This window comes from Pseudothioclava arenosa (assembly GCF_002358085.1).
Lineage (GTDB): Bacteria > Pseudomonadota > Alphaproteobacteria > Rhodobacterales > Rhodobacteraceae > Pseudothioclava > Pseudothioclava arenosa.
The window spans coordinates 273,738-297,423 of the sequence record NZ_NTJD01000001.1; the positions used below are offsets into that span (position 1 = coordinate 273,738).

27 protein-coding genes are annotated in these 23,686 nt (G+C 66.7%); 16 read left to right on the forward strand and 11 right to left on the reverse strand.

The window, feature by feature from the left end; all coding sequences use genetic code 11:
• Positions 1-11 precede the first annotated feature (11 nt).
• A complete protein-coding gene (locus CLN94_RS01330; protein ID WP_096430211.1) occupies positions 12-710 on the reverse strand; it encodes a DUF599 domain-containing protein in 699 nt (232 codons plus the stop codon).
• A gap of 80 nt (positions 711-790) precedes the next feature.
• Here CLN94_RS01330 and CLN94_RS01335 point away from each other — a divergent pair, with 80 nt between their 5' ends.
• The 5 genes from CLN94_RS01335 to CLN94_RS01355 all read left to right on the forward strand — a co-directional run bounded on the left by CLN94_RS01335 (position 791) and on the right by CLN94_RS01355 (position 6,105).
• Positions 791-2,224: an FAD-linked oxidase C-terminal domain-containing protein gene (locus tag CLN94_RS01335; protein ID WP_096430214.1), complete on the forward strand. Its 1,434-nt coding sequence runs from the start codon at positions 791-793 to the stop codon at positions 2,222-2,224.
• 69 nt (positions 2,225-2,293) lie between these two features.
• Positions 2,294-3,370, forward strand: coding sequence for an FAD-binding protein (locus CLN94_RS01340; RefSeq protein WP_096430216.1), 1,077 nt, complete (start codon positions 2,294-2,296; stop codon positions 3,368-3,370).
• Entirely contained in the window at positions 3,370-4,653 is a 1,284-nt protein-coding gene (glcF, locus tag CLN94_RS01345) for a glycolate oxidase subunit GlcF (protein WP_096430219.1), read from the forward strand. Before CLN94_RS01340 ends, glcF begins: the two co-directional genes overlap by 1 nt.
• 55 nt (positions 4,654-4,708) lie before the next feature.
• Positions 4,709-5,494, forward strand: a complete 786-nt coding sequence (locus CLN94_RS01350) for a trypsin-like serine peptidase (protein WP_096430222.1) — start codon at positions 4,709-4,711, stop codon at positions 5,492-5,494.
• Positions 5,495-5,637: 143 nt separating this feature from the next.
• Positions 5,638-6,105, forward strand: a complete 468-nt coding sequence (locus CLN94_RS01355) for an Hsp20 family protein (RefSeq protein WP_096430224.1) — start codon at positions 5,638-5,640, stop codon at positions 6,103-6,105.
• A 59-nt stretch (positions 6,106-6,164) separates the two neighbouring features.
• Here CLN94_RS01355 and CLN94_RS01360 read toward each other — a convergent pair whose 3' ends face one another.
• On the reverse strand, positions 6,165-6,518 hold the full coding sequence (locus CLN94_RS01360; RefSeq protein WP_096430227.1) for a winged helix-turn-helix domain-containing protein: 354 nt from the start codon (positions 6,516-6,518) through the stop codon (positions 6,165-6,167).
• A 135-nt stretch (positions 6,519-6,653) separates the two neighbouring features.
• On the opposite strand from CLN94_RS01360, the gene CLN94_RS01365 reads away from it, so the two are divergent.
• The 4 genes from CLN94_RS01365 to CLN94_RS01380 all read left to right on the forward strand — a co-directional run bounded on the left by CLN94_RS01365 (position 6,654) and on the right by CLN94_RS01380 (position 11,278).
• Positions 6,654-7,838: an MFS transporter gene (locus CLN94_RS01365; protein ID WP_096430230.1), complete on the forward strand. Its 1,185-nt coding sequence runs from the start codon at positions 6,654-6,656 to the stop codon at positions 7,836-7,838.
• Positions 7,839-7,843: 5 nt separating this feature from the next.
• Positions 7,844-8,476 (forward strand): glycosyltransferase family 29 protein, encoded by a 633-nt coding sequence (locus CLN94_RS01370; RefSeq protein ID WP_096430712.1) that lies wholly within the window; start codon positions 7,844-7,846, stop codon positions 8,474-8,476.
• A 66-nt stretch (positions 8,477-8,542) separates the two neighbouring features.
• Entirely contained in the window at positions 8,543-9,565 is a 1,023-nt protein-coding gene (locus CLN94_RS01375) for an aspartate-semialdehyde dehydrogenase (protein WP_096430714.1), read from the forward strand.
• Positions 9,566-9,673: 108 nt separating this feature from the next.
• Positions 9,674-11,278, forward strand: a complete 1,605-nt coding sequence (locus CLN94_RS01380) for a DUF4139 domain-containing protein (protein WP_096430233.1) — start codon at positions 9,674-9,676, stop codon at positions 11,276-11,278.
• Positions 11,279-11,287: 9 nt separating this feature from the next.
• On the opposite strand, the gene CLN94_RS01385 is transcribed toward CLN94_RS01380, so the two are convergent.
• Both CLN94_RS01385 and CLN94_RS01390 read right to left on the reverse strand, forming a co-directional pair.
• On the reverse strand, positions 11,288-11,710 hold the full coding sequence (locus CLN94_RS01385) for a ribbon-helix-helix domain-containing protein (RefSeq protein ID WP_096430236.1): 423 nt from the start codon (positions 11,708-11,710) through the stop codon (positions 11,288-11,290).
• 53 nt (positions 11,711-11,763) lie between these two features.
• Positions 11,764-12,414 carry a carbonic anhydrase gene (locus CLN94_RS01390; RefSeq protein ID WP_096430239.1) on the reverse strand — a complete coding sequence of 217 codons (651 nt, stop codon included), beginning with the start codon at positions 12,412-12,414 and terminating at the stop codon, positions 11,764-11,766.
• Between the two features lie 166 nt (positions 12,415-12,580).
• Here CLN94_RS01390 and CLN94_RS01395 point away from each other — a divergent pair, with 166 nt between their 5' ends.
• From CLN94_RS01395 to CLN94_RS01415, 5 genes are all read left to right on the forward strand, one after another.
• On the forward strand, positions 12,581-12,961 hold the full coding sequence (locus tag CLN94_RS01395) for a hypothetical protein (RefSeq protein WP_096430241.1): 381 nt from the start codon (positions 12,581-12,583) through the stop codon (positions 12,959-12,961).
• A 60-nt stretch (positions 12,962-13,021) separates the two neighbouring features.
• A complete protein-coding gene (locus CLN94_RS01400) occupies positions 13,022-14,443 on the forward strand; it encodes a leucyl aminopeptidase family protein (protein ID WP_096430244.1) in 1,422 nt (473 codons plus the stop codon).
• Positions 14,443-15,276 carry a C40 family peptidase gene (locus tag CLN94_RS01405; protein ID WP_096430246.1) on the forward strand — a complete coding sequence of 278 codons (834 nt, stop codon included), beginning with the start codon at positions 14,443-14,445 and terminating at the stop codon, positions 15,274-15,276. Before CLN94_RS01400 ends, CLN94_RS01405 begins: the two co-directional genes overlap by 1 nt.
• An 88-nt stretch (positions 15,277-15,364) precedes the next feature.
• Positions 15,365-16,210: a hypothetical protein gene (locus CLN94_RS01410; RefSeq protein ID WP_143598858.1), complete on the forward strand. Its 846-nt coding sequence runs from the start codon at positions 15,365-15,367 to the stop codon at positions 16,208-16,210.
• Between the two features lie 48 nt (positions 16,211-16,258).
• Positions 16,259-17,158 (forward strand): glycosyltransferase family 92 protein, encoded by a 900-nt coding sequence (locus tag CLN94_RS01415; protein ID WP_096430252.1) that lies wholly within the window; start codon positions 16,259-16,261, stop codon positions 17,156-17,158.
• Here the strand turns inward: CLN94_RS01415 and CLN94_RS01420 are convergent, their stop codons facing one another.
• From CLN94_RS01420 to CLN94_RS01440, 5 genes are all read right to left on the reverse strand, one after another.
• On the reverse strand, positions 17,159-17,965 hold the full coding sequence (locus CLN94_RS01420) for a glycosyl transferase (RefSeq protein WP_096430255.1): 807 nt from the start codon (positions 17,963-17,965) through the stop codon (positions 17,159-17,161).
• Between the two features lie 88 nt (positions 17,966-18,053).
• Entirely contained in the window at positions 18,054-18,818 is a 765-nt protein-coding gene (locus tag CLN94_RS01425) for a sulfotransferase family protein (RefSeq protein ID WP_096430258.1), read from the reverse strand.
• A 9-nt stretch (positions 18,819-18,827) separates the two neighbouring features.
• On the reverse strand, positions 18,828-19,511 hold the full coding sequence (locus CLN94_RS01430; RefSeq protein ID WP_096430262.1) for a sulfotransferase: 684 nt from the start codon (positions 19,509-19,511) through the stop codon (positions 18,828-18,830).
• 117 nt (positions 19,512-19,628) lie between these two features.
• Positions 19,629-20,543 carry a lysophospholipid acyltransferase family protein gene (locus CLN94_RS01435; RefSeq protein ID WP_096430265.1) on the reverse strand — a complete coding sequence of 305 codons (915 nt, stop codon included), beginning with the start codon at positions 20,541-20,543 and terminating at the stop codon, positions 19,629-19,631.
• Between the two features lie 105 nt (positions 20,544-20,648).
• Entirely contained in the window at positions 20,649-20,996 is a 348-nt protein-coding gene (locus CLN94_RS01440; protein WP_096430268.1) for a DUF2794 domain-containing protein, read from the reverse strand.
• Positions 20,997-21,338: 342 nt separating this feature from the next.
• Here CLN94_RS01440 and CLN94_RS01445 point away from each other — a divergent pair, with 342 nt between their 5' ends.
• Positions 21,339-21,791, forward strand: coding sequence for a c-type cytochrome (locus CLN94_RS01445; RefSeq protein WP_096430271.1), 453 nt, complete (start codon positions 21,339-21,341; stop codon positions 21,789-21,791).
• 9 nt (positions 21,792-21,800) lie between these two features.
• On the opposite strand, the gene CLN94_RS01450 is transcribed toward CLN94_RS01445, so the two are convergent.
• The gene (locus CLN94_RS01450; protein WP_179300202.1) at positions 21,801-22,106 is read right to left on the reverse strand and encodes an I78 family peptidase inhibitor; all 306 of its coding nucleotides are present in this window, start codon (positions 22,104-22,106) and stop codon (positions 21,801-21,803) included.
• Positions 22,097-22,435 carry a hypothetical protein gene (locus tag CLN94_RS01455; RefSeq protein ID WP_096430277.1) on the reverse strand — a complete coding sequence of 113 codons (339 nt, stop codon included), beginning with the start codon at positions 22,433-22,435 and terminating at the stop codon, positions 22,097-22,099. Before CLN94_RS01455 ends, CLN94_RS01450 begins: the two co-directional genes overlap by 10 nt.
• Positions 22,436-22,512: 77 nt before the next feature.
• Between CLN94_RS01455 and CLN94_RS01460 the strand changes: the two genes are divergently transcribed.
• Positions 22,513-23,643 carry an S-(hydroxymethyl)glutathione dehydrogenase/class III alcohol dehydrogenase gene (locus CLN94_RS01460; RefSeq protein ID WP_096430280.1) on the forward strand — a complete coding sequence of 377 codons (1,131 nt, stop codon included), beginning with the start codon at positions 22,513-22,515 and terminating at the stop codon, positions 23,641-23,643.
• The last annotated feature ends 43 nt before the right edge of the window (positions 23,644-23,686 follow it).

Below are 23,686 nucleotides of genomic sequence, written 5' to 3' on the forward strand. Positions count from 1 at the left end.
GGCAGCGCCCCCTATTCGGGCGGGTTCTCCAACAGCGCGATCCGCGCGACCGAGGCGAACTCGCGCCGCCACAGCATCACCGTCGTCATCACAACCGCCACCGCCAGCGCCACCGGACCGGCCAGCCAGGCCAGCGAGGCCAGCGCGAAATAGACCGAGCGCAGCCCGCGGTTGAAGCTCTTGGCAGCATTGATGTTGACCCGCGCCGCCTGCGCCGCGCGCGGATAGGCCAGCGGGTCGTTCACATCATTGGGCACTGCCGCCATCGCGATTGCCGCATAGGAAAACAGCCGGTGCGACCAGACGAATTTCAGGAACGCATTCGCCCCGAACAAGACCGCCGTCAGGATCCGCGTCTCCCACAACAGCCGCGGCCCTTCCTCCAGCGCGAATTCCGACGCCAGGTCCGACAGCCGCTCGGGATTGCCGATCAGCGCGAGCCCGCCCCCGATCGCGATCAGCGCCGTCGAGGCGAAGAAGGTCGTCGATTGCCGCAGCCCGTCCATCATCGCGCCATCGAAGATCCGCGGCTGGCGCGTCACCAGCTGGCGCATCCACTCGCGCCGGTAGCCCTCCATCAAAACCCCGACCGAGGGACGATGCGCGGGCGGATGCTCGGTCACCCAGCCGATGCCGAGCCAGGCCAGCACCAGAAGCGCCAGAGCCGCCAGATCGGCGAAACTGAGAGGGCCAAGAAGCAAATCACTCATGATAAACTGTTAGCGCGCTTCGAGATTGCTTGCCAGACGGCAAAACTGGTTATATTTTCTGACCAGATGGAGGAGCCCCGATGGAACTGCCGAAAGCCGATGCGCGGGTGATTGCCCGCAAGGCCCAGATCGTCGCGCGTCTGCGCGCGGTCTTGCCCGCCGATGCCGTGATCGACGCCCCCGAGGAAACGCGCGCCTATGAATGCGATGCGCTCTCGGCCTATCGCTGCCCGCCCCTGGCGGTGGTGCTGCCGCGCTCGATCGCCGAGGTCGCCGCCGCGCTCAAGGTTTGCCACGAAGAGCGCGTGCCGGTGGTGCCGCGCGGCGCGGGGACCTCGCTCGCGGGGGGCTCGATGCCGACCGAGGATGCGATCGTTCTGGGGCTCGCGCGGATGAGCGCGGTGCTGGAAACCGATTACGAGAACCGGTTTATCCGGGTCGAGGCGGGGCGCACCAACCTGTCGGTGACCGGTGCGGTCGAGGCTGAGGGGTTCTTTTATGCGCCCGATCCCAGCTCGCAGCTGGCCTGCGCGATCTCGGGTAATATCGCGATGAATTCGGGCGGCGCGCACTGTCTCAAATATGGCGTGACCACCAACAACCTGCTGGGCGTCACGCTGGTGACGATGGCGGGCGAGGTGGTCGAGATCGGCGGGCCCTGGTCGGATGCGGGCGGGCTTGACCTGTTGGCGCTGGTCTGCGGCTCGGAGGGGCAACTGGGTGTCGTCACCGAGGCCGTGCTGCGCATCCTGCCCAAGCCCGAGGGCGCGCGCCCGGTGCTGATCGGGTTTTCCTCGAACGAGATCGCCGGCGCCTGCGTGGCCGATATCATCCGCGCCGGCATCCTGCCCGTCGCGATCGAATTCATGGACCGCCCCTGCATCGAGGCGACCGAGGCCTTCTGCCACGCGGGCTATCCCGATTGCGAGGCGCTCCTGATCGTCGAATGCGAAGGCGCGCCCGCCGAGATCGACGAGCAACTGGGCCTCGTGCGCCAGATCGCGATGCGCCACGATCCGGTCGAGTTCCGCGAGGCGCGCGACGGCGACGAGGCCGCGCGGATCTGGCTGGGCCGTAAATCGGCCTTTGGCGCGATGGGGCAGATCAACGATTACATGTGCCTCGATGGCACGATCCCGGTGTCGTCGCTGCCGCAGGTGCTGCGTCGGATCGGCGAGTTGTCGGAGGAATACGGGTTGAAGGTCGCCAATGTGTTCCATGCGGGCGACGGCAACATGCACCCGCTGATCCTCTATAACGCGAACGAGCCCGGCCAGCAGGAGCTCTGCGAGGCGCTGGGCGCCGAGATCCTGAAGCTTTGCGTCGAGATGGGCGGCTGTCTGACCGGCGAGCATGGCGTGGGCATCGAAAAGCGCGACCTGATGGGCGTGCAGTTCACCGCTGCGGATCTTGAGGCGCAGATGCGGGTGAAGGATGTGTTCGATCCGGCCTGGCTCTTGAACCCGGTCAAGGTGTTTCCGCTGGCCGCCAGTGCCACGCGGCGCGCGGGGTAGGGGCTCTGCCCCGCTGAGGCTGTGCCTCTGCCCCCCGGAGTATTTTTCGGCTCGATGAAAGCAGGTCCGATGAAGATTGAAACCGAAGAGCAACTGGCCGAGGCGATCCGCACGGCGGAGGGGCCCGTGCGGATTGTGGGCGGCGGCACGCGCCCCGTGGGGCAAGCGGCGGGCACGCCTTTGCAGGTCGCGATTTCCGGCATTCGTTTGTATGAGCCCGGCGCGCTGACGCTGGTCGCGGGGGCGGGCACGCCGCTTGCCGAGATCGAGGCGGCGGTGGCCGCCGAGGGTCAGCGACTGCCGTTCGAGCCCGCGCATTGGGTGGCGGCACTGGGGCAGGGCGGCGAGAGCACGATCGGTGGCGTGGTGGCGGCGAATGTGTCCGGCCCGCGCCGGGTGCAGGCGGGGGCTTGCCGCGACAGCCTGATCGGGGTGCGCTTTGTTGATGGCCGCGGCGAGATTTTGAAAAATGGCGGGCGCGTGATGAAGAACGTCACCGGCTACGATCTGACCAAGCTGATGGCCGGGAGCTGGGGCACCTTGGGTGTGCTGAGCGAGGTGGCCTTCAAGCTGTTGCCGGCAGCGACATCGCAGGCGACGCTGGTCATCGACCTGCCGTCTGACGCCGCGCAGCCGGCGCTGGCCGCCGCGCTCGGTTCGCCTTTTGACGTGTCGGGCGCGGGCTGGTTGCCGGGTGTGGGCGCGATTGTCCGCATCGAGGGTCTGGCGGATTCGGTCGCCTATCGCGCTGACCGCCTTGTCTCCCTGCTCGCGCCGTTCGGGGCGGTGCGGATCGAGCGTGAGGGCTCGGCGCAGCTTTGGGCCGATCTGCGCGATCTGGCGCCGTTCGCGGGCAAGCCGGGGGACCTGTGGCGGTTCTCGGTGAAGCCCTCGGAGGCGCCTGCGCTGGTTGCACGCCTGGGCGGCAAGGTGATGCTCGATTGGGGCGGGGGGCTGATCTGGGCGCTCTTGCCCGAGGGCACCGACGCGCGCGCCATGGCCGCGCCCTACACCGGCCACGCGACCTGTCTGCGCGGCGCCGCCCCCGCCTTTGAACCCGAGCCTGCGCCGGTCGCGGCGCTGAGCCGGGCGCTGCGGGCGCAATTCGACCCCCGCGGCATTCTCAACCCCGGAAGGATGGGCTGATGCAGACCAATTTCACGCCCGAGCAACTGGCCGATCCCGGCATCGCGCGCGCCAACGAGATCCTGCGCGCCTGCGTGCATTGCGGGTTCTGCACCGCCACTTGCCCCAGCTATCAGGTGCTGGGTGACGAGCTCGACAGCCCGCGCGGGCGGATCTACCTGATCAAGGACATGCTCGAAAACGACCGCCCGGCGGATGTGAAGATCGTCAAGCATCTCGACCGCTGCCTGAGCTGTCTGGCCTGCATGACGACCTGCCCTTCGGGGGTGCATTACATGCATCTGATCGACCACGCCCGCGCGCATGTCGAGCGCACCTATCGCCGCCCGTTCCTTGACCGGATGCTGCGCTGGACGCTGGCGCAGATCGTGCCCTATCCGGGGCGGTTCCGGCTGGCGATGGGCGGGGCGAAGCTGGCGAAGCCCTTCGCGCGGTTCCTGCCCGATGCGCGGCTGCGTGCGATGGTGGGGATGGCGCCGAAGACCATTCCGCCCGTCAGCCGCAACGATGACGCGCAGACCTTCCCGGCGATGGGCGAGCGAAAATACCGCGTCGCGCTGCAGATCGGCTGTGCGCAGCGCGCGCTGAATACGGACATCAACGACGCCACGATCCGGCTGTTGCGGCGGCTCGGCTGCGAGGTGGTCATTCCGCGCAACCTCGGCTGCTGCGGGGCGCTTTCGCATCACATGGGCCGCGAAGATGAAAGCCATGCGCAGGCCGCGCGCAACATTCACGCCTATCTCTCCGAGGGCGATCTGGATGCGGTCATCATCAACACCTCAGGCTGCGGCACGACGGTCAAGGATTACGGTCATATGTTCCGCCAGGGTCCGCTGGCGGGCGAGGCCGCAAAGGTCGCCGCTCTGGCCAAGGACGTGACCGAGTTCCTCGCCCAGGTCGGCCTGCCCGAAGGCGCGCCGAAGGGGCTGCGCGTGGCCTATCACGCCGCCTGTTCGCTGCAGCACGGCCAAAAGGTGAAATCGGCGCCGAAAGACCTGCTGAAACGCGCGGGCTTCGAGGTGGTCGAGCCGGCCGACAGCCATCTGTGCTGCGGCTCGGCGGGCACCTACAACCTGCTCCAGCCCGAGATTTCCGAGGAACTCAAACGGCGCAAGGTGGCCACGCTCGAGGCGCGCGCGCCGCAGGTGATCGCGGCGGGCAATATCGGCTGCATGATCCAGATCGGCTCGGGCACCGGCGTGCCGGTGGTGCACACGGTCGAGCTGCTGGATTGGGCGACGGGCGGGCCGAAACCGCCGGCGCTGGCGGCCACGCCATAATCCTGCCAGAGAGCGGCGCTAGACCTGCCTTGGATCATCCTTTACGGATCGTTGCATGCGCCGGTTCCTGCCCCTTCTGAGCCTGCTTGCGGCCCTTGCCTCCGCGACGATCGCGCTTGCGCAGACGCCGCTTGAGCGGCTGGCGACGGGTGATGACGCGCGCGGCTGGGAGGCGGTCGGTCGGCTCAATCTTGGCGCCGGGAGCTTTTGCACCGGCACACTGATCGCACCCGATCTGGTGCTGACGGCAGGGCATTGCCTGTTCGATCCGCGCTCGGGCGAGATGCTGCCGGTGGACCGGATGGAGTTTCGCGCGGGCTGGCGCAACGGCCGCGCGCTGGCCTCTCGCAAGGTGCGCCGCGCGGTGGCCCACCCCGCCTATGCCTATCTCAGCGCCGACCGGCTGGGCCGCGTTGCCTGGGACCTGGCGCTGATCGAGCTGGAGCAACCGATCCGCCTGCCGCAGCTTGCGCCCTTCGACCTTGCCGCGCCTCCGCGCCAGGGTGAAACGGTGGGGGTGGTGTCCTATGCGCATGACCGCGCCGAGATGCCCTCGCTGCAGCGTGAATGCGAGGTGATCGCGCGCGATACCGATGTGCTGGTGATGGATTGCGTCGCCGATTTCGGCACCTCCGGCGCGCCGGTGTTCTCGATGCGCTCGGGCCACCCCGAGATCGTCTCGGTGATCTCGGCCAAGACGCTTTACAACGAAGAAAACGTCGCGATCGGCACCATGCTCGAAGGGCTGGCCGATCTGCGCGCGGCGCTGCGGTTGCGCAACCCCGATCCGCAGGACGCGCAGGTCAGCAGCTCGGGCGGGGCCAAGTTCGTGCGCCCCTGAACTCGCTTTGCGCCGGTTCGCGCAGGGTCTTGAACTCGGGTTTTCCACCTCCCATCTCTCTCTTGTCGGGGCGCCATGACGGGCCCCGGAGATGCCTGCCCCGTCCGGGGAGGCCCAACCGACATCGCTCAGGAGAGGATGCAATGCGTAGTTTTGATTTGTCCCCGCTCTATCGCGCCACCGTTGGCTTTGACCGCGTGGCGGACCTGATGGATCGCGTGCTGGCGGCCGATGTGGCCCAGCCCAGCTACCCGCCCTACAACATCGAAAAGACCGACGAGAATGCCTATCGCATCTCGATCGCGGTCGCCGGGTTCTCGGATGCCGAGCTTGGCGTCGAGCTGCGCGAGGGCGCGCTGATCGTGACTGGCCGCAAATCCGAAGACGAACCCGCCCGCACCTATCTGCATCGCGGCATCGCGACCCGCGCCTTTGAGCGCCGCTTTGCCCTTGCCGATCACATGAAGGTCACGGGCGCCGCCCATCAGGACGGCATGCTGCATATCGACCTTGTTCGCGAGGTGCCCGAGGCGCTGAAGCCGCGCCGGATCGAGATCGCCGCGCCGCAACGCACCAGCGCCACGATCGAGGCCGAGACCTCCAAGGCCTGATCGGGCCGAACGATCCAGACACGGACGCGAGGCCTTCGGGCCTCGCGTTTTTTCTTGGCTCAGCCGGATTTCGGTGTGGCGACCATGGCGCCGATCCGCGCGATTTCCTCGGCGCCGGCGCTTTGCAGCTTGGCCTCCAGCGCGCGGTAATCGGCGACCAGCGCCGCGCCCGCCTTGGTCAGCCGCGCGCCGCCGCCCTTCGCGCCCCCGCGCGAACTTTCGACGACCGGCTCGGCGAAATGGGCGTTCATCTCCTCGACCAGCTGCCAGGCGCGTTTGTAGCTCATGCCCATCGCGCGCCCCGCCGCCGAGATCGAGCCCTCGCGCCCGATTGCCTCCAGCAGCGTGGCCTTGCCCGGGCCAAGCATCAGATCGCCAAAATACAGCCGCAGCATCAGCCGGGTCAGGTCCATCGGGCACCTCCTCGGGCCATCCTGCGGCGCGGCGGCGCGGGGCGCAAGGGCACGCGCGGAAATGGCCTTGCGCCGGGCGCGCGCGGGTGACAGCTTGCCCCGATGCGGCGGAGCCACGCGGCCCCGGGGAGAGAGATGCGCCTGACCCTTACCTTCTTCGTGCTCGGCTATGTGCTCAGCCAGTTCTACCGCGCCTGCCTCGCGGTGCTGACGCCTGTCCTGAAAGAGGAACTGGGCGCGGGGCCGGGCGATCTCGCGCTGTCGCTGGGGCTTTGGTACGTGGCCTTCGGGGTGATGCAGATCCCGGTCGGCGAGGCGCTGGACCGGATCGGCCCGCGCCGCACGGCGGGGGTCTTGCTGGGCCTTGGCGGCGGCGGAGGTGCGGCGGTTTTCGCGATGGCGACGGGGCCTGCGGGCATCCATGCCGCGATGATCCTGATCGGGATCGGCTGCGCGCCGGTGCTGATGGCGTCGTACTATTATTTCGCGCGCAGCTTCCGCCCTGAGCTTTTCGGCACGCTTGCGGCGGGGATCATCGGCGTCGGCTCGCTTGGCAACCTGATGGGGGCGGCGCCGCTGGCGGCGACGGTCGAGGCGATCGGCTGGCGCGCGACGCTCTGGGCGCTGGCGGCGATCACCATCGTGGTGGCGGCGGGGGTCTTGGCCTTCGTGCGCGACCCCGAGCGCGTCGAGCGGCCCGGCGGGCGCGAAGGCTCGGTGCTGGACCTGTTGAAGATGCCGGGGCTGTGGCTCCTGTTGCCGCTGACGATGGCGAATTACACCGCGGCCGCGGGCATTCGCGGGCTCTGGGCGGGGCCGTATCTGGGTGATGTCTTTGGCGCCGATGCCGCCGGGATCGGGCAGGTGACGCTGGTGATGGGGGTCGCGATGATCCTTGGCAATTTCGCCTATGGCCCGGCCGATAAGCTGCTTGGCTCGCATCGACGCGTGGCGCTGGCGGGGAACGCGGTGCTGGCGCTTTCGCTGGGGGCGTTGTGGCTGATGCCCGCGGGCAGCCTCTGGCAGGTGACGGCGATCCTCGCGGCGGTTGGCTTCTTTGGCGCCTCCTTCCCGGTGCTGATGGCGCATGGCCGCGCGTTCTTTCCGCCGCATCTGGTCGGGCGCGGCGTGACCTTCCTGAACATGTTCTCGATCCTCGGCGTGGCGCTGGCGCAATTTGGCTCGCGCCCGGTGTTCGAGGCCGCCTCGCAGGGGCGCGAGCCTGCCGAGGCCTATGGGCTTTTGTTCCTGTTTTTCCTGCTGCCGGTCGTGATCGGGCTTGCGATCTACGCCTTCAGCCGCGACAAGCCGGAGGCATGACGCCCATGCCCCGCACCCTCTCGCCGCTGGCCTTCCTGATCGCGCGCACGCTGCGCCGCGAGGCGCCCCTCGCCGCGCTTTCGGTGCCGCAAGAGGCGCTGCTGGCGGATCTGGCGGGCAAGCGCGTGGCGCTGGTGGGCAATGCGCGCGCGCTGGCCGAGACCCAGCATGGCGCGGCGATCGACGGGCATGACCTGGTGGTGCGGATCAACCGCGCGCCGATGCCGGCAGCCGAAAGCCACGGGCGACGCACCGACTGGCTCGCGCTGGCGACCAGCCTGCCTCCGGCGGAGCGCGCACGGATCGGGGCAGGGCGCTATCTGTGGATGAGCCACAAGCGCAAGCGGCTGGATTACGCCACGGCGACCAGCCCCGGCTTCTACTTGCATCCGCTGGCCGATTACGCGGCGCTGAAGACGCGGCTGGGCGCGCAGCCCACCACCGGCGCGATGATGATCGACCTGCTCGCGCGCTCGGATCTGACGGCGCTGTCGCTCTACGGCTTCGACTTCTTTGCTTCGCTCTCGCTTTCGGGCTCGCGTTCGGCCGAGAAGGTGCCCCATGATTTCGCCGCCGAGGCCGCCATGGTCGAGGCGCTCAAGGCGCGGGATTCCCGCATCACCTTGCACAATTCGTAACGAATCCCTTTCCAAACCCCCCGGTTTTCGCTAAGCGGCCTCGTTCTTTTGAGCAAGGAGGTCCTGATGGGCTATAAAGTCGTCGTCGCCGGTGCCACGGGTAATGTGGGCCGCGAAATGCTGAACATTCTGGCCGAGCGCCAGTTTCCCACCGATGAGGTTGTTGCTCTGGCTTCGCGCCGGAGCCTTGGCACTGAGGTGAGCTACGGCGACAAGACCCTGAAGACCAAGGATATCGAAGGCTTCGACTTCTCGGGCTACGATATCGCGCTCTTTGCTATCGGCTCGGATGCGACCAAGAAATACGCGCCGATCGCCGCCTCGCAGGGTTGCGTCGTGATCGACAACTCGTCGCTCTATCGCTACGACCCGGACGTGCCGCTGGTCGTGCCGGAAGTGAACGCCGAGGCCGTTGAGGGCTACACCAAGAAAAACATCATCGCGAACCCGAACTGCTCGACCGCGCAGCTGGTTGTGGCGCTCAAGCCCCTGCATGACCGTGCGCGCATCAAGCGCGTCGTCGTCTCGACCTACCAGTCGGTGTCGGGCGCGGGCAAGGACGGCATGGATGAGCTTTGGGAGCAGACCAAGGCCGTCTACAACCCGACCGCCGAAGTGCCGGCGAAGAAGTTCACCAAGGAAATCGCCTTCAACGTGATCCCGCATATCGACGTCTTCCTCGACGACGGTTCCACCAAGGAAGAGTGGAAGATGACCGCCGAGACCAAGAAGATCCTCGATCCCTCGATCAAGCTGACCGCGACCTGCGTGCGCGTGCCGGTGTTCGTCGGTCACTCGGAAGCGGTGAACATCGAGTTCGAAGAGTTCCTCGACGAAGACGAGGCCCGTGACATCCTGCGCGAAGCGCCGGGCATCATGGTCGTCGATAAGCGCGAAAACGGCGGCTATATCTCGCCGAAGGAATGCGTGGGCGACTACGCGACCTTCATCTCGCGGATCCGTCAGGACTCGACGATCGAGAACGGCCTGAACCTGTGGTGCGTCTCGGACAACCTGCGCAAGGGCGCGGCGCTGAACGCGGTGCAGATCGCGGAAACGCTGGGCAACCGCTGCCTGAAAAAAGGCTGAGCGGTTCACCGCCACATGACCCAAATGTGAGGGCGCCGGCTTCGGCGCCCTCTTGCTTTTTGGACGCGCGGCGCTGACCCTTCGGCCATTGGTTCCGGAGGAAGTATCATGCGTGCCCTTTTGATTGCGTTGGCGATGACCACCGCGCCCGCCGCCCTCAATGCCCAGATCCTCGAACTGGCGGCACACCCCGATCACGTCACCGTCTACCCGCAGGGCGCCAAGGTCTCGCGCCGGGTCGAGGTCGCGGGCGAGGGCACGCGCCAGATCCTGATCCCCGACCTGCCGCGCGGCACCGATATCTCGACGCTGCGTTTCGCGGGCGAGGGGGTGCAGGTGGGCGGCGCCACGCTGATTGACGGGCGTTTGCCGGCCAGCGAGGGCGCGATTTCGCCCGCGATCGAGGCGGCACGCGCGGAGGTCGAGCGGCTGGAAGCCGCGCTTGCGGTCAAGGAGGACGATCTGCGCCGCATCCATGCCCGCGCCGAGGCGGCCCGCGCCCAGATCGGCTTCTGGCAGGGGCTTGAGGCCAGCGCCGAGAGCGCAGATCAAGTGGCGGCACTGGCGCATGCGGTGGGGGCGGGCACGCTGGCCGCGACCGAGGCCGCGATTGCCGCCGAGGCCGAGTATCGCGCCGCCGATCTGGCGCTGCGCCCCGATCGCGAGGCTTTGGAAAAGGCGCGTCAGGCGCTGGCGGCGCTTGAACACCCGTCGAATGACAAGGCGGCGCTGATGCTCTGGGTGTCGGGGAGCGGCACGCTGGAGATTTCCAGCTTCGTGCCGCAGGCCGGTTGGCAGCCGAGCTATGACCTGCGCTACGACGAGGCCGCGGGCGAATTGCGCGTCAGCCAGTATTTCGAGCTGTATCAGCACAGCGGCGAGGATTGGACCGATGTCGCGCTGACGATCTCGGCGGCGCGGCCTGCCGACCGGGCGGCGCCCTCAGAGGTCTGGCCGCGGCTCTTGCACGCGACGCCCGACCGGCCGATCGCGCTGACCGCTTCGAAGGCGGCGACGCGCGAGATGATGGCCGAGGCGGATGGCGCCTTTTTCGAGGCGGCCCCCGCGCCTGAGATGATCCTCGAACTGAAGCTCTTGGGTGAGATTCCGACCTTCGAGATCGCCCAGCCGCGCGACCTGCGCGACGGGGTCGAGGGCTTCCGCGTCGAATGGCAGGAAACCCGCGTGCCCGCGACGATGCTGGCCGAGGTCGCGCCGCTTTACGACGACCATGCCTATCGCGTGATCGAGGGCGAGGCGCCCGAGGGCACGTTCTTCTTTCCGGGTTCGGCGATGATCTGGCAGGACGGCAGCCTGATTGGGCGCACCGATCTGCCCTTCGTGCGCGCGGGCGACGAGATGCGCGTGGGGCTTGGCCCGATCGAAACGCTGCGCGCGACGCGGCTGATGCCAGAGACGCTGGAGGGCGACAAGGGCGTGATCTCGCGCTCGAACACCCGCCGTGAGGTGGTCGAGATCGAGGTGTCGAACGACAGCGGTCGCGACTGGGCTGTGCGCGTGATCGACCGGTTGCCCTATTCCGAGCAAGAGGACCTGACGATCGAGACCACGGCCACGCCCGCGCCGACGGCCCGCGACCTCGATGACAAGCGCGGCGTCATTGCCTGGGAGTTCGACCTCGCGAAGGGCGCGGCGAAAACCCTGCGCACGGAGACCGAGATTACCTGGCCGATCGACCAGATCCTGCGCTGACGCGGTGGCTCAGGCGACGCGTTTCGATTTGAAGCAGGGCGGCGGTTTGCGGGGCAGCGCACCGGGGAAGGGCGCGCGATAGCGCAGCCGCAGGGCCGCATAGTCGAAGCCCAGCACGTCGAGCCAATCGACGAAATGGTCGCCCGGCCAGTCATGCAGCGCTAGCCGGTCGTCCTCGTGCAGGCGCAAGACATATCCCGCGCGACGCAATCGCATCTGAAGGGTCAGCCAACCGCCCGCTTCGGCGATCATCTCGCCAAGGGCTGCATGCAGCGGGCGGGCGGCACTGGCGCTGTCGGCGCAAAGCCCCGTTTCCAGGGCCTTGCGGATCATCTCCGAGGGGCTGCGCGCGGCAGCTCGGGACTGTTGCTCGATCTGTTGGAGCAGATCGAGGGGCAGCCGCAGGGTCACGAGTCGGTCAAGCTGTTTCATACCCCCAGCATCGCGCAGGAATGCTTAATGCCGGGTGAAAGCGCGTGGTCCGATCAGATCGCCGCGAAGCTATTTTCCTTCGGGTCGTATTCGTAAAGCTTGCCCTCACCGATATCGATGCGCAGCCCGTGCAGCGTCATCCGGTCGTCATCGAGGGCTTCACGCACGAAGGGGAAGGTCATCAGGTTTTCAAGGCTGATCTTGACCGCCTCTTCCTCCAGCGCCTGCTGACGCTGCGCTTCGGGGATGTCCTTGACGCGCTCATAGCCGGGGCGCAGCAGGTTCAGCCAGGTGCCGACGAAGGAGTCGGGGGTTTCCAGATCGGGAGCGTTGCCTTCGCACAATGCGCAGCAGCCCGCTACGCCACCACAATTGGAGTGGCCCAACAAGATCAAGTGTGCGACCTTGAGGTTACGCACAGCATATTCGATCGCCGCCGAGGTCCCGTGGTGATCGCCATCGGGGTTATAGGGGGGCACGAGGTTGGCGATGTTGCGGTGAATGAAGAATTCACCCTGATCGGCGCCAAAGATTTTGGTCACATGAACACGCGAGTCGCAGCAGGAAATCACCATCGCGCGGGGGCGCTGCCCTTCATCGGCAAGGCGCCGATACCAGGCGCGGTTCTCGGTGTAGGTGGTGGCCTGCCAGCCTTGATAACGCTCCACCAGATAGCTCGGCAGGGGTCTGACGTGTTCCTTCATGGGGTCCTCCAGGTTCGCTCGGAGATAGATAGGGCGCAGTTTCAGAAATTTCGAGGGGTTTTACGCAGGGAATTGTGCGGGCCGGAAAGGAATTCTTGAGACCTTGCACGCAGCCTGTGCGGCAAGGACGGGCCGTGGTGGGCCTTTGGGTGAAGGAGGGTGAGAGGTGGCGCAGGTCACTCAATGCAATTGGGAAGAAGGGGTGCGGCTCGATTCCGACCGGATCATCGCGCTTTACGCCAAGCTGGGGCCTGCCGGGGCTGAGCAACTGATCTCCGCGACGATGGAGGATCTCGCGGTGCAGCTCAGCATCGTTGAGCGGCTGGTTCGAACGGGAAGCGGTGACGCGTTGCAGGCGGCGATCGAGGGGCTTTTGCCTCTGGCGCGGCAGGTCGGACTACCGATGCTGGCGCGGGTCGCGCGCGATCTGATCGACTGTGTGCAGCAGGAAAACGGGCCGGCGACGGCGGCCGTTCTGGCACGGCTGATGCGGATCGGCGATCGCGGGCTGACGGCGGTCTGGGATCTGGCGGATATGGGTGTCTGACGGGGGCTTGCGGGTCGCGCCTGCTGCGTTAGGCTGGCGCGGAAACAGCCGGAGAGAGCGATGCCCGCCGCCTACCCCCTCGACCATCCCGAATTGCGTTTTGTTACCGCGTCAGACGCGGCGCTGCCCCTGATCGTTGTGCCGCAAGATCATCTTTCCGAGGCGCTGGACGACCTGCCGACGGCCCATGCCAACTGGGCGCTGGCACAAGGGTTTTCCGGTCGTGCGGGCGAAACCTGCCTCTTGCCGGATGCCGAGGGCCATGTTGTCGCCGCGCTGATCGGGCTTGGCCCGGCCAAGGCCCCGGCGCGGGTGCGCTTTGCGCTGGCCAAGGCTGTCTCGACCCTGCCCGAAGGCGATTGGCAATTCCATCACCTGCCCGAGGCGGCCCGCTTTGAAGCGGCGCTGGGGTGGCTCTTGGAAACCTATCGCTATTCCCGTTACAAACCCGCTGAGGCGCCCAAGGCCCGGCTGGTCTGCCCCGAGGGCGTCGATGCCGCGCGGCTTGAGGCCTTTGTCGCGGGCGAGGCGTTGACGCGCGACCTGATCAACACGCCTGCGAACGACATGGGCCCCGATGAGCTGGAGGCCGCTGCCCGCGCCCTTGCCGCCAGCTTCGGCGCCGCGATCGAGGTGACCGAGGGCGATGCGCTTCTGGCCAACAACTTCCCCCTGATCCATGCGGTCGGGCGCGCCTCGCCGCGCGCGCCGCGCCTGATCGACCTGCGCTGGGGCGAGGCCGGGCCGAGGGTCACGCTGGTCGGCAAGGGGGTCTGTTTTGACACCGGCGGGCTCGATATCAAACCCGCCTCGTCGATGGGGCTTATGAAAAAGGACATGGGCGGCGCGGCCACGGTGCTGGGGCTTGCGCGGATCATCATGGGGCTGGGGCTGCGGCTGCAACTGCGCGTGTTGATCCCGGCGGTCGAAAACGCGGTGTCGGGGGCGGCGTTCCGGCCGCAAGACGTGCTGGTCTCGCGCAAGGGGCTGAGCGTCGAGGTCAACAATACCGATGCGGAGGGGCGCCTGGTGCTGGCCGATGCGCTGGCCCTCGCCGATGAGGCGCGCCCCGACGCGATTTTCTGCATGGCGACGTTGACGGGGGCCGCGCGGGTGGCGCTGGGCCCCGATCTGCCGCCCTTCTACACCGATGACGAAGTACTGGCGGGCGCGTTGGCGGCGGGGGCTGCGACGCAGGCCGACCCGCTCTGGCGGATGCCGTTCTGGGCGCCCTACGAGACCCTGATCGAGCCTGCGATCGCCGATCTCGACAACGCGCCGTTGGGCGGCATGGCAGGCTCGATCACCGCGGCGCTCTTCCTGCGCCGTTTCGTCACCGAAACCGCGCGTTTCGCGCATTTCGATATCTACGGCTGGCAGCCCGCCGCCGCACCCGGTCGCCCTAAGGGCGGCGTAGGGCAGGGGGCGCGCGCGATCCTCGCCGCGATCGAGGCCGCGATCCTGTCCGGTGAGGGCGCCTGATGACCGCCCGCGATCGTCGTCTTACGCCGTTTTCCGGCCGCATCGCCCATGCTTCGCTGCGTGGTCAGGTTGAGGCGCTGGTCTTCACCGAGGGCGAGCCTGCGCGCATTATTCAGCCCGTGACCGACCTCTGCGCCGCCCCTGACGGTGCGCGCGACCGGCAGCTTCTGTTCGGGGCGGATGTGCTGATCATCGAGCGGCGCATGGCCTGGACCTTCGTGCGGGCTGCGGCCGATGGCTATTGCGGCTGGGTTGCCTCGGCCGCGCTGGGCCGGCCCGAGGCGGCCACGCATTGGGTCGTCGCCCCCGCCACGCATATCTACCGCGAGGCCTCGATCAAGCGTGGCGAGGTGATGGGGCTGAGCCTCGGCGCGCGGCTGACCGTCTTCGATGACGAAGGCCCGCTGATGGAAACCGATCTGGGGTTCGTGCCGCGCCAGCATCTGCGTGCGTTGGGCGACTGGGCGCAGGACCCGGTCGCCGTGGCCGAAAGCCTCTTGGGCACGCCCTATCTCTGGGGGGGCAACTCGCGCGAGGGGATTGATTGTTCGGGGCTGGTGCAGATCGCCTTTTCCGCCTGCGGGCGCGCCTGTCCGGGCGACAGCGACCAGCAATGGCAGGGCCTTGGCGCGCCCTTGGCCGAGGACGTGCCGCTTGAACGCGGGGATCTGATGTTCTGGAAAGGCCATGTCGCGCTGATCTGTGACGCCGAGACCCTGATCCATGCGAACGGCCACACCATGAGCGTCGCTTATGAGCCCATCGCCGAAGCCCGCGCCCGCATCTCCGCCGCAGGTGAGGGCGCGTATCTGGGCCTGCGCCGCTGGGGCTGAACGAAATCGGGCATGAGGCCGTCTGCCAACTGGACGCGCTGGCCGGAATCGGTATTGTGCGCGCGACTTAAGCTTTGCAGGACAACTGATGTCGTCATCTCCGCTGTTTTCCGCCCCGACTGCCACCGGAAAGCGCCGCCTCGTCGTGCATCTCGGATTTCCCAAGACCGCCACGACGACGATCCAGGCGATGCTTGCGGCCAATGCTGACAGGTTGGGGCCGGGCGTCGCGGTCTCGCCCAAGGACGAACTGACCCTGAAACTGCGCAAGAACGCGCTGCGCTATATGCGCAGCGGCGGCAAGTTCTGGTTCAAATGGCGCCATGGCGTGGCGATGCGCGAGATGGTGCGCAAGATCGACGCGATGGATTTCGAGACCCTGCTGATCTCGGATGAAAACATGGTCGGGATCGAATCCGGCAAGATCTTTGATCCGCCGGGCGGCGTCGATTGTGCTGCTTGGGTCAAGCGGCTCGATGCGGCGCTGTCGGGCTATGAGGTGACCTATGTGCTCTACACGCGCGACCCGGCACCTTGGCGCGTGAGCGCCTATAATCAGGCCTTTAAGATGCGGCGCGTGACGGAGCCTTTCGCGGATTGGGCGGTCAAGCACGACGACCTCGGCGGGCCCGCGCGCATCGTCGAAGAGTTGCGTGGCTTTCTGGGCGAACGCCTCAAGACCCTTGATATGGCGGATGAGATCGGGCCGGGCAAACTGATGGGGCGCTATCTGCTGGAGTTGGCGGGTGTCAGCGAGGAGCGGATCGCAGGCATCGTGGTGCCGCCGCGCAAGAATGAGAGCCTGCCGCCGGCTGCGATCGAATTCCTCAAATGCGCGCGGGCAAACCCCCGTCTGCGTGGTGCGCGCTATCGCGATTTGGTGCGCCTGTGCGCCCGTCATCCCGATCTGTTTTCGAAAGAGTTTCACGCCTAGAGTGGGGCGAGGCTTTGCCTTGATGCGTTCCGGCCACCAGGAGGGCCCATGCTGAAGAAACTGCTCAGCCGCGCCAAGATTTCCAAGCTCGGCCTGACCGCGCCCAAGGCGCTGCCGGGGCGGGCGGGGCTGGCGATTGTCGCGATCGTCAAGAACGAGGCGCGCTATATCGGCGAATGGGCGCGGTTGCACCACGCAGCCGGCGCGCGGCATTTCTACATTTACGACGACGCGAGCCAGGACGACACGCTGGCCGAGCTGCGCGCGGCTCTGCCGCCCGAGGCGCTGACGGTGATCCCCTGGGCGCAGCGGCTCAGCGATATCCGGCTTGGCCGCGAGATCCACAATCAGGTGCTGGCCTATGCCCATGCGGCGGGAAATTTCGGCGGTGCGCATCGCTGGATGGCCTTCATCGACGTCGATGAATTCCTGATCCCGACGGGGGGCGACAGTTTCGACGTGGCGCTGGCGCCGCTGGGCGATATTCCCAATGTCTCGCTGCCCTGGCACATGTTCGGCACCTCGGGCCATGCCACGCCGCCCGCAGGCGGGGTCCTGCGCAACTACCTGATGCGGGCGCGCGACCCGATGGGCGATGCACCGGGGCTGCGCGCCTTCAAGATGCTGGTCGATCCCTGCCGGCTGAGCGCGCTGCGCATCCATTCGATGGAGACCGAGGGCACGCAGGACACTTGGAATGACGCGGGCCACAAAAGCAGCTTTGCCGAGCGCGACAAGCCGGGCTTCTACTCGACCGCCGCCGTGCAGCTGAACCACTATTACACGCGCTCGCAGGCGGATCTGGATGCCAAGATCAATCGCGGCCCGAACCTTGTCGCCAAGACCGACGAATATCGTCGCAAGGTGCTGCGCACGGTGGGCAGCATCGAGGCTGACCTGATCGAAGACACCCTTGCGCGCGATTGCGCCGCGCGGCTCCTGGGCTGATCACTCGCGCCAGGCGTCCTCGACCCATTTCGCGGGCAGGATGAAGTGGCGGATGTGGCGAAACAGGCTGCCCTCGCGCTCGCCGCGCATCCCCGCCTTGATATGCTCAAGCCGCCCCATCACGCGGGTGCGCACGTTCCACCGCCCCGCAATCGCGTCGGGCGGATTGAGCCCGCCGGGGAAGATCACCACCTTGGTGCCCGGCGCCAGCTTGGGCGGCAGGAAGAAATTCAGCGGGAACTGGCGCACGCAATGCCATTTGAACGTGGCGACCCAGCCCTTGGGCCAGAACGTCACCCCGCCCGGCGCCCGCCGCGTCACGAAGCGTTGCTCGAAGACATAGGTCTCGGCGGTCTTCTGCGGATCGGCGAGGAATTCGGCGCGCAGCGGTTCGAGCTTGCCGATCGGGAAGCGGAACAGCGAGGTCTGCCCCAGCCGCTCGAAGGGCGTGTTGGGGTTGCGCGTCAGGATCACGTCCTCGGGGTCGCCATGTTCAAAGAACCCGTCGAGATTGCCGGTGATGACCAGATCGAGATCCATGAACAGAACCGGCCCCGTGAGACCGCCCAGATCGGGCCGCCACAGCCGCGACTTGCCCCAGATGCCCTGACGCACCTTGGGCATCTCGCAGCCCAGATCGGGCAGCGCGATCGGCTTGATGCCGGGGGCGAGCCCGTCGAAATTATCGGTGATGCAATAGAAGTCGAAGGGCGGCGTGATGTTGCGCGCGACCATCGCGTAAAGGCGGTTCACGTAATCGACGCCGTATTTCTCGCCCCAGCGAATGCAGATGACCTGTTTCTTCATGCGAAATCGTCCTTCATGTGCCGGCGCGGCGGAATGGCTGTATCCCTACACCGGAGGCACCACGGCGCGCAACGCAGAAGCCCGCGTGTCAGAAGCGGTAGCCGAAGGTCTCGGCCTCTTTGGCATAAAGCCGCCCGACGATGGCGGCGGTATCGGCGTCATACATCTCGCGATAGCCGCCTGTGCCACGCGAATGTTTGCGCGTGCCGGTCTTGGCGCGCGGCAGCCAGCCATCCCAGCCCAGCCCGATCGCATCGAGCGCGCCCTGCATCCCCTCGATCAGGGTTTCGTAGCGCACCACGTGATCGGCCACGATCTGGTCGTCGATCGTGTAAAGCGGCCAGTTGTCGTGAAATTCGAGCGGCACGATCCCGCCCAGGCTGTTCCCGGCCTCAAGTGCGCGCAGGTATTCGGGAAAGCTGGGCGCCCTGTTCAGCCGCTTGATGCGCCAGAAGTAATCCGAGACGGTCTTGTCCCAGGGGTTCCGCACGACGCAGATCTTGGCGTAATTGGCCCATGCCTCGGGGAAGGCGCGCGCCAGCGTGGCGGCGGGGCTGTGCGGTGGCTTGCGCCCCAGGAGCGGCCGATAGGCATGGTCGAGCGAGCGCGCAACCAGACGCGCATAGCCACGCTTGCTGACCAGCCTTGCTAGTGGCAAGAGCCCGTGCGCGTGCCGGTTCGCCTCGCGCAGGACGCGCGGCGTCAGGGCGATGCCCGCCGCCAGCGTTTCCGGCAGGCCGCTGATCTGGAGGTCTTCCGGTCCCAGCCCACGCGCCAGCGATACGGTGATCGAGCTGCCCGCCGTCTTGCGGTTGTGCAGAAAGATGTAGCGATGGGCGTGGCTGATGATCATCGCAGCTCCTCAGCGCAGGAAGCGCGGGCGCAGATGCGACACGGTGCGCTTGAGCCAGCGCGTGAAGCCCGACATCTTGCGGCCCCGGCTGCGGCCGATGTCGTGGAAATCGGCCGGGTTCAGGCGGTATTCCGGCAGCCAGGCGGCCAGTTCCTCGGCGGTGTTGGTGTCGAGGTTGAATTCAAGGTAGCGGCCCGGATGGGTCTCCATGAAGCCGCGGACATCAGCCAGATGGGCGTCCCATTCCGCGCGCCACTGGTCCTTGAGAACCTCCATGTCGCTCAGCCCGCGCGCCTTCAGCTCGCGCTGCGCGAATTCACCATGGCCATGCTTGAGCCGCGAGGCAATCCAGGCCTCGCGGTCGCGCAGGTTCATCAGCAGGATCGTGTCGGGATAGTCGCGCAGGATCTCGCGGAAGGCGCTCGCGCCCTCCCAGGTCTCGGTGCCGTCATTGATCATCAGATCGCAATAGAAGGTGTAATTCTCGACGCTGTCGAAGACCTTGCGGCCCTCGGCAAGGTTGTCCTTCATCACCCGGCCGATGCGGCGCGGCACCGGCCAGCGGTCGCGCACCTTGTGATGGATGACCCGGTGCCCCGCGCCGCGAAACAGCTCGGCCAGAGAGCGGGTGCCGCATTTGTTGAACCCGATCGAGACGACGCGCGGCAAGGGGGGCGTGGAAGGCGAGGTCATGGCGGTCTCCGGTCGGGCGGGCGCAAAGCGCGCCCGGCAAAAATCTCGCACTTCCTGTCGCAGATTTTGTGCCCGCGCGCAAACCCGGATGCCCGTTCCGCATCAGTTTGCCGGGCCTCAGCCCTTGCGAGCCTTGCGTTTCTCGCGCTCCTGCGTTTTCCAACGCTGATGCGTCCAGAGCCACTGGCCCATATGCGCGCGCACCCGCGCCTCGAGGCTGTCGTTGAGCGCCTGCATCATCGTGCGCTCGTCGCTATGCGCGATCGGCTCTTCCAGAACCACCTTGAACGAGATCCCGTCGGGTTGGCGCACCGCGTAGACCGGCACCAGGAGCGCGTCATGCTTCAGCGCCAGCTGCGCCGCAGACAGCGCCGTATAGGCGGGCTGACCGAAGAAGCTCAGCGGTTCACCCTTGCCCATGTGCTGGTCATGCAGGATAGCCAGCATGTTGCCCTTGCGCAGGAAGCGCAGCATCTCGCCAAAGCCCTGCCGGCCGCGCCGGAACAGCGGTTTGCCCAGCGTTTCGATGGTGCGCACGTAGCGGGTGTTGAAGGCGCGGTTGTTCATCGGCCGATAGAGCCCGCCGACCTTGTAGCCGCGCTGGATCATGCCGGAGCGAAACACGTCGTAATTGCCGAAATGCCCGGAGACCGCGATCACGCCGCGCCCCTCGGCGGTGGCCTGTTCGATCGCGGCAAGGCCGGGGCCCTCGAACGGGGTCTCGGCGACGACCCTCAGGAAATCGCGCGGCGAGAACAGCTCGATCATGAAGCGCCCGAGATTGTCGGGCACCGCGCGGATCAGGCGGCGGCGCTCGGCCTCGGGCAGGTCGGGGCGTGCCAGCGCGAGATTGGTGGCGATGCGACGGCGCATGCCGGTCAGGGGCGCCACGATTTCTGCCGCGAGCCACCCCGCCAGCGGCACCCGCCAGCGATAGGGCAAGAGATGCAGCAGGCCCACGACCAGGGCGACCGTCCAGTCCTGCAGACGCTCGCGCAGCGTCAGAGATGTGCCGGATTTTGCCTTGGCCATGAAGGGGCGCTCCGCTTGGATCTGGGGCGCCTTGCCTGGCGCCGCCGTCGTTGCGTTCGCTGATAAAGCATTGCGCGGGTTCAAGACAAGCCGCTGCGCCCCGCGCTAGTCGATCGGGCGGATCAGCTTGCGTTCGAGCACGGCCAGAACCGGCACCAGTTCATGCCCGCGCTTGAGCACGCGTCCGTCCATCCCGATCACCGCATATTGGCCCTGACGCTGGCGCAGCGCGGGGATTTTCTCGATGCGGTACAGCGGGTGTTCGGCGGCGCGGCGAAACACCGAAAACACCGCGCGGTCGCGCAGGAAGCTCATCGCGTAGTCGCGCCACTCGCCCGCCGCCACCATCCGCCCGTAAAGGCCGAGAATGCGGCCCAACTCGATCCGGTCGAAGGCGACCTGCGTGGGCGCGCCGGAGGAATTGGGAAACGGAGGCGGGTTCTGAACGGTCATGGGAAAAGGGTACATCGGTGCGAGGGCAAATCAAGCCCGCATCGGTTCAAGCCCCGCGCCCGGCCCGTGTGACGAGATTTTGCCCGAAAATGACCCATGAATGGTCGTGATCGCTGCCGAAAACCGCCCAACTCGACCGCGATAAAGAAGACAGCGGAAATCGCTAAGTCCCCGGCGGTGCGGTCAATAGCCCCCACCCAGTTCGCGCCGCCGGGGCATTATCCCCTCGCATTTCAGCCTCTCGTCGCCGGGTCACGCGAATTTTAGCGCCCTGCGCCCCGCCACGGGCTGACCTTGCCGCAGGCGCGCGCTATCTTTCGGGCAACCCGAAGGAGATTTCCCATGCATCATGCCCGCCCGCTTGCCGTTCTTGCCCTTGTTGCCGCCGTTTCGGCTCCGTTCGCCGGGGCGGTTCTGGCCAAGGAGATGGTCAACAATCCTGACGTGAAGGCCCGGATCGACACGATGGAGCAGTTCCGCACCCATATGAAGGTGCTGGGCAACATGGCGAAGGGCACGCTCGATTACAGCCCGACGCAGGCGGCGGAGGCGGCCGCGGGCGTGCAGGCCGCCGCGGTGACCGTGGCGCCGCTCTTCGAGAAAGAGGCGCATGATCCGGCGTCTGACGCAAAGGATGCGATCTGGAAGGATTTCGCGGCGTTTTCGGCCAAGGCCGAGGCGCTGGTCGAGGCCTCGATGGCGATTGATACCAGCTCGCTCGAGGCGGTGCAGGCCTCGGTGCAGCGCGTCGGCGTGACCTGCAAATCCTGCCATGACGATTACAAGAAGGACTGAGGCCGGGGCCTAGCCGCAGCGCACGGCCTCGATCAGCCCGTCCTCGCCGATCACGATATTCAGCCGCTCCGGCACGAAATCCATCGTCACCGCCATGCCGGGACGCAGGATCCGTGTGGGGGCGGCGAGTTTCATCGTGGCGAGCCGTTCGGCGGGCTGGCCGAGCAGATCCTGCAAATCCTCGGCCCCGCAACTGGACCCGAGCACCGGATTGGGCGTCGGTTCGGGCGGCACCGGCGCAGGTTGTCCGAGGCTACACCCGGAGCCCGCGCCGAAGATCAGCGCCAGAAGCGTAAGGGGCCGGTTCAGCCGCAATCGATGTTCCAGATGTTGCCAGCGGCATCGAGACGGAACACGACGCGCTGCGGGTTGTAGTTCTGATCCTCAAAACCGCGCCATTCGACGATGCGATAGGGCCGGTCGATCACGAGGTAATCGAGCGCGCTGCGCGGCTGGCCCAGCACCGAGAGGTAATCGGCGGCATGGCAGGTGTCGGGCTGACGCTCTTCGAGGCCGCCGGCGGTGGTGGTGACGGGCGGGGTCAGTTGCGGCGCGGGCAGCACCGGCGCCGGAGCCTCTTGGTGAGGCGCTGGCTGGCAGGCCGCAAGCAAAACCGCGGCGGCAATGACGTAAACTCTCAACATCTGGTCGCACCCATTCCTTGCTTTTGAGCCCGCTCAAGGGCAGGCTTTCGGCCAAATCATACATGGAGGACATTGTAATGAGAACCCGTGCCGCAGTGGCGCTTGCCCCCGGAAAACCCTTGGAAATCATGGAAGTGAACCTTGAGGACCCGAAAGAGGGCGAGGTTCTGGTTGAAATCAAGGCCACGGGCATCTGTCACACCGACGAGTTCACATTGTCGGGAGCCGACCCCGAGGGCATCTTCCCCTCGATTCTGGGCCATGAAGGGGCGGGTGTCGTGGTGGCTTGCGGGCCCGGCGTGACCACGCTGAAGCCCGGCGACCACGTGATTCCCCTTTACACGCCCGAGTGCCGCGAATGCCCGAGCTGCCTGTCGGGCAAGACCAACCTCTGCACCGCGATCCGTAATACGCAGGGTCAGGGCCTGATGCCCGATGGCACGACGCGGTTCTCGATGCTCGATGGCACGCCGATCTATCACTACATGGGCTGCTCGACCTTCGCCAATCACACGGTGATGCCCGAGATCGCGCTGGCCAAGGTCCGCGATGACGCGCCCTTCGACAAGATCTGTTACATCGGCTGCGGCGTCACCACCGGCATCGGCGCGGTGATCAATACCGCCGGCGTCGAGATCGGCTCGACCGCCGCCGTGTTCGGGCTGGGCGGGATCGGGCTCAACGTCATTCAGGGCCTGCGGATGGCGGGCGCTGACATGATCATCGGCGTCGACCTGAACGATTCCAGGGCCGAGATGGCGAAGAAATTCGGCATGACCCATTTCGTGAACCCCTCGAAGATCGAGGGCTCGGTGGTGCAGGCGATCGTGGACCTGACCAAGACGGAAAAGGACCAGATCGGTGGCGTCGATTACAGTTTCGATGCGACCGGCAACACCAAGGTGATGCGTGACGCGCTGGAATGCTCGCATCGCGGCTGGGGGGTGTCGGTCATCATCGGCGTGGCGCCGGCGGGGGCCGAGATTTCCACGCGGCCCTTCCAGCTGGTCACTGGCCGGGTCTGGAAAGGCACGGCTTTCGGCGGCGCCAAGGGCCGTACCGATGTGCCGAAATTCGTCGACTGGTACATGAACGGCAAGATCGAGATCGACTCGATGATTACCCACACCATGCCGCTGGAACGGATCAACGAGGCGTTCGACCTGATGCATCGCGGCGAGTCGATCCGCTCGGTGGTGATCTACTGAGACCGGAAGAGGGGGCTGCGCGCCCCCTCTTTGCCTGACGGCA

What these genes read in the sequence shown, in the direction of transcription:
- CLN94_RS01330 (WP_096430211.1), bottom strand. Translation starts at nt 710, where the DNA reads ATGAGTGATTTGCTTCTTGGCCCTCTCAGTTTCGCCGATCTGGCGGCT.
- CLN94_RS01335 (WP_096430214.1), top strand. Translation starts at nt 791, where the DNA reads ATGGAACTGCCGAAAGCCGATGCGCGGGTGATTGCCCGCAAGGCCCAG.
- CLN94_RS01340 (WP_096430216.1), top strand. Translation starts at nt 2,294, where the DNA reads ATGAAGATTGAAACCGAAGAGCAACTGGCCGAGGCGATCCGCACGGCG.
- glcF (WP_096430219.1), top strand. Translation starts at nt 3,370, where the DNA reads ATGCAGACCAATTTCACGCCCGAGCAACTGGCCGATCCCGGCATCGCG.
- CLN94_RS01350 (WP_096430222.1), top strand. Translation starts at nt 4,709, where the DNA reads ATGCGCCGGTTCCTGCCCCTTCTGAGCCTGCTTGCGGCCCTTGCCTCC.
- CLN94_RS01355 (WP_096430224.1), top strand. Translation starts at nt 5,638, where the DNA reads ATGCGTAGTTTTGATTTGTCCCCGCTCTATCGCGCCACCGTTGGCTTT.
- CLN94_RS01360 (WP_096430227.1), bottom strand. Translation starts at nt 6,518, where the DNA reads ATGGACCTGACCCGGCTGATGCTGCGGCTGTATTTTGGCGATCTGATG.
- CLN94_RS01365 (WP_096430230.1), top strand. Translation starts at nt 6,654, where the DNA reads ATGCGCCTGACCCTTACCTTCTTCGTGCTCGGCTATGTGCTCAGCCAG.
- CLN94_RS01370 (WP_096430712.1), top strand. Translation starts at nt 7,844, where the DNA reads ATGCCCCGCACCCTCTCGCCGCTGGCCTTCCTGATCGCGCGCACGCTG.
- CLN94_RS01375 (WP_096430714.1), top strand. Translation starts at nt 8,543, where the DNA reads ATGGGCTATAAAGTCGTCGTCGCCGGTGCCACGGGTAATGTGGGCCGC.
- CLN94_RS01380 (WP_096430233.1), top strand. Translation starts at nt 9,674, where the DNA reads ATGCGTGCCCTTTTGATTGCGTTGGCGATGACCACCGCGCCCGCCGCC.
- CLN94_RS01385 (WP_096430236.1), bottom strand. Translation starts at nt 11,710, where the DNA reads ATGAAACAGCTTGACCGACTCGTGACCCTGCGGCTGCCCCTCGATCTG.
- CLN94_RS01390 (WP_096430239.1), bottom strand. Translation starts at nt 12,414, where the DNA reads ATGAAGGAACACGTCAGACCCCTGCCGAGCTATCTGGTGGAGCGTTAT.
- CLN94_RS01400 (WP_096430244.1), top strand. Translation starts at nt 13,022, where the DNA reads ATGCCCGCCGCCTACCCCCTCGACCATCCCGAATTGCGTTTTGTTACC.
- CLN94_RS01405 (WP_096430246.1), top strand. Translation starts at nt 14,443, where the DNA reads ATGACCGCCCGCGATCGTCGTCTTACGCCGTTTTCCGGCCGCATCGCC.
- CLN94_RS01410 (WP_143598858.1), top strand. Translation starts at nt 15,365, where the DNA reads ATGTCGTCATCTCCGCTGTTTTCCGCCCCGACTGCCACCGGAAAGCGC.
- CLN94_RS01415 (WP_096430252.1), top strand. Translation starts at nt 16,259, where the DNA reads ATGCTGAAGAAACTGCTCAGCCGCGCCAAGATTTCCAAGCTCGGCCTG.
- CLN94_RS01420 (WP_096430255.1), bottom strand. Translation starts at nt 17,965, where the DNA reads ATGAAGAAACAGGTCATCTGCATTCGCTGGGGCGAGAAATACGGCGTC.
- CLN94_RS01425 (WP_096430258.1), bottom strand. Translation starts at nt 18,818, where the DNA reads ATGATCATCAGCCACGCCCATCGCTACATCTTTCTGCACAACCGCAAG.
- CLN94_RS01430 (WP_096430262.1), bottom strand. Translation starts at nt 19,511, where the DNA reads ATGACCTCGCCTTCCACGCCCCCCTTGCCGCGCGTCGTCTCGATCGGG.
- CLN94_RS01435 (WP_096430265.1), bottom strand. Translation starts at nt 20,543, where the DNA reads ATGGCCAAGGCAAAATCCGGCACATCTCTGACGCTGCGCGAGCGTCTG.
- CLN94_RS01440 (WP_096430268.1), bottom strand. Translation starts at nt 20,996, where the DNA reads ATGACCGTTCAGAACCCGCCTCCGTTTCCCAATTCCTCCGGCGCGCCC.
- CLN94_RS01445 (WP_096430271.1), top strand. Translation starts at nt 21,339, where the DNA reads ATGCATCATGCCCGCCCGCTTGCCGTTCTTGCCCTTGTTGCCGCCGTT.
- CLN94_RS01455 (WP_096430277.1), bottom strand. Translation starts at nt 22,435, where the DNA reads ATGTTGAGAGTTTACGTCATTGCCGCCGCGGTTTTGCTTGCGGCCTGC.
- CLN94_RS01460 (WP_096430280.1), top strand. Translation starts at nt 22,513, where the DNA reads ATGAGAACCCGTGCCGCAGTGGCGCTTGCCCCCGGAAAACCCTTGGAA.